This window comes from uncultured Abyssibacter sp. (assembly GCF_964000955.1).
GTDB lineage: Bacteria > Pseudomonadota > Gammaproteobacteria > Nevskiales > OUC007 > Abyssibacter.
In genome coordinates this window covers 1-2,543 of record NZ_CAXFCL010000358.1, presented here as the reverse complement: position 1 = coordinate 2,543, position 2,543 = coordinate 1, and the positions used below count along the sequence as shown (strand labels likewise).

Here is a 2,543-nt window from a genome sequence, read left to right as displayed (position 1 = left end):
CCACGCGGACGGAATACGGAATGTCAGGAGCGGACTGATGGACACAAACATGAAGGTGCTGGTGGTGGATGATTTTCCGACGATGCGGCGCATCGTGAAGAATCTGCTCCAGGACCTGGGATTTTCGAACTTCGTGGAGGCCGAGGACGGGCAGAGCGCCCTGGCGGCGCTGGGCACGAACGGCAACGGCATCGAATTCGTCGTAACCGACTGGAACATGCCGGGCATGAGCGGCATCGAGTTGCTCAAGGCGATTCGCGGCAACCCCTCGCTGTCCAGCCTGCCGGTGCTGATGGTGACCGCCGAATCGACTCGCGAGCAGATCATCGAGGCCGCCAAGGCCGGCGTGAACGGCTACATCATCAAGCCGTTCAACGCCACGACGCTGAAGGAGAAGCTCGACCGCATCTTCAACCGGGCGGCGGCGTGACCTCGCCGGCCGCTCCGGCCGGGCTCCAGGTGGAGGTGCGTGCGCTGTCCGCCGCCCTCGACGCTGGCGACATGCACGGTTTCAACGAGGTGCTGGCACGGCTCAATGGCGACCGCGCCAACCGCGTGATCGACGGCCTGCAATGCATCAGCCGCAATCTCGCCAGCGCGTTGAGTCAGCTCGCGCTGGACGAGCGGTTGGTCCAGTACGCCGGCAGCGAGATGCCGGATGCCTGCGCCAGGCTCAACCACGTGATGCAGATGACCGAGGATGCCGCCAACCGGACGCTGGACCTGGTCGAGTCGGCGCAGGCGCAGTTGCCCGAACTGTCGCATCGCTGTGGTGACGAGACCGTTGCCGACCTGCGACAGACCCTGTCGTCCATCGCCGAGGCCCAGGCCTATCAGGACCTCAGTGGTCAGGTCATCCGGCGGGTGATCGGTCTGGTCCAGGGCGTGGAACAGGCGCTGGGCGATCTGCTGGAACTGGCCGGCCTGGAACTGCCCGCCGCCAGCGACGCCGCCAACCGGCCGGACGGTCCGGCGCTGGCCGGCATCGACACCCACGGCTCGACGCAGGCTCAAGCGGATGACCTGTTGGCCGATTTAGGTCTCTAGGGGCGCATTCGCAGCGATCGACGTCCGCGCCACGGGCGCGTCGGTGGTCCGATCGGACGCAGCTCCCGGCATTTTCACCAGGGACAAGTCGTATGGATCAAGAACTGCTGGCCGATTTCCTGACCGAAGCCGGCGATATGGTCGATTCGCTGGGCGAGCAGATTGTCGCCTTCGAACAGTCGAATGCCGACCCGGATCAGCTCAACGCGCTGTTCCGCGTCTTCCATACCCTCAAGGGCAGCGCCGGATTTCTCGAGATCCAGCCCATGGTGGACCTGTGCCATGTCGCCGAGGAGGTCATGGGCGCGGTGCGCACCGGCAAGCTGGCCATCTCCGCGGAGATCGTTGACGGCATTTCGCAATCCGTCACCTGGCTGGACGCCGCGCTGGCCGAGCTGTCCAACGGAGACGCGATCACACCGGCCGATCCGGCGCTGATCGCCGTGCTGCGTGCCGCCTGCCACGGGCCGGAGGAGGGCAAGCCCGCGGATCAGGCTCCCGAACCGGCTGTCGATGTCGATGCGATCCTCGGTGACGACACCGGTGATCCGATCAGCGACGATGATTTCGAGGCGCTGCTGGATGCCTTCCATGGCCCGGCGCCAACGCCTGAGCCGGTGGCGCGGCAGGAACCGGAGCCGGCCAAGCCCGAGGTTGTTCCGGCACCTGAGCCCAAGGCGGTGACGCCGCCTGCGTCCACGGCCGCCGCACCCAAGGCCCGGGTGGAAACCTCGATCCGGGTGGACACCAATCGCCTGGACGCCGTGGTCAACCAGGTCGGTGAGTTGGTACTGGTCCGCAACCGTCTCAAGCGATTGCGCGAGACCGTGGACGATCCGCTGCTGGATCGCACGCTGGGCCACCTGGATCAGGTCACCACCGGGTTGCAGAACTCGGTGATGCTGATGCGCATGCAGCCGGTTCGAAAGGTGTTCTCCAAGATTCCGAAGATTGTTCGCGATCTGTCGCGTTCGCTGAACAAGAAGATCGAGGTGGTGCTGGAAGGCGAGGACACCGAGCTGGACCGCACCCTGGTCGAGTCCTTGTCCGAGCCGCTGGTCCATCTGGTGCGCAACGCGGTGGACCATGGCATCGAAGCCCCGGCCAAGCGGCTGGAAGGCCGCAAGCCCGAGGTGGGCCGCCTGACCCTCGCCGCGCAGCAGGTGGGTGATCACATTCACATCGAGATTCGTGATGACGGCGCGGGGATCGACCCCTCGGTGATCCGGGCCAAGGCGATCGAGAAGGGCGTTGTTGACCGTGAATCGGCCGCGCGACTGGACGCCCAGGAATGCCTGGATCTCATCTTCCGTCCCGGGTTTTCCACCCGCGACGCCGTCTCCGAGGTCTCCGGTCGCGGCGTCGGCATGGACGTGGTGCGCTCCAAGATCGTCGAACTCAACGGCAGCGTCGAGATCATGTCGGAGGTTGGCGTCGGCTCGACCTTCCTGATCCGGCTGCCGCTGACGCTGGCGATCCTGCCGGCGCTGATGGTG

3 protein-coding genes are annotated in these 2,543 nt (G+C 65.7%); all 3 read left to right on the top strand.

Annotated features, from left to right (window positions below):
* Positions 1–37: 37 nt before the first annotated feature.
* Positions 38–430 (top strand): chemotaxis response regulator CheY, encoded by a 393-nt coding sequence (locus ABNS06_RS17515; RefSeq protein ID WP_348675895.1) that lies wholly within the window; start codon positions 38–40, stop codon positions 428–430.
* Positions 427–1,047 carry a protein phosphatase CheZ gene (locus ABNS06_RS17510; protein WP_348675894.1) on the top strand — a complete coding sequence of 207 codons (621 nt, stop codon included), beginning with the start codon at positions 427–429 and terminating at the stop codon, positions 1,045–1,047. The genes ABNS06_RS17515 and ABNS06_RS17510 overlap by 4 nt, the downstream gene beginning before the upstream one ends.
* A gap of 92 nt (positions 1,048–1,139) precedes the next feature.
* Positions 1,140–2,543, top strand: a 1,404-nt coding sequence (locus ABNS06_RS17505) for a chemotaxis protein CheA (RefSeq protein ID WP_348675893.1), incomplete at its 3' end; no start/stop codon positions are given.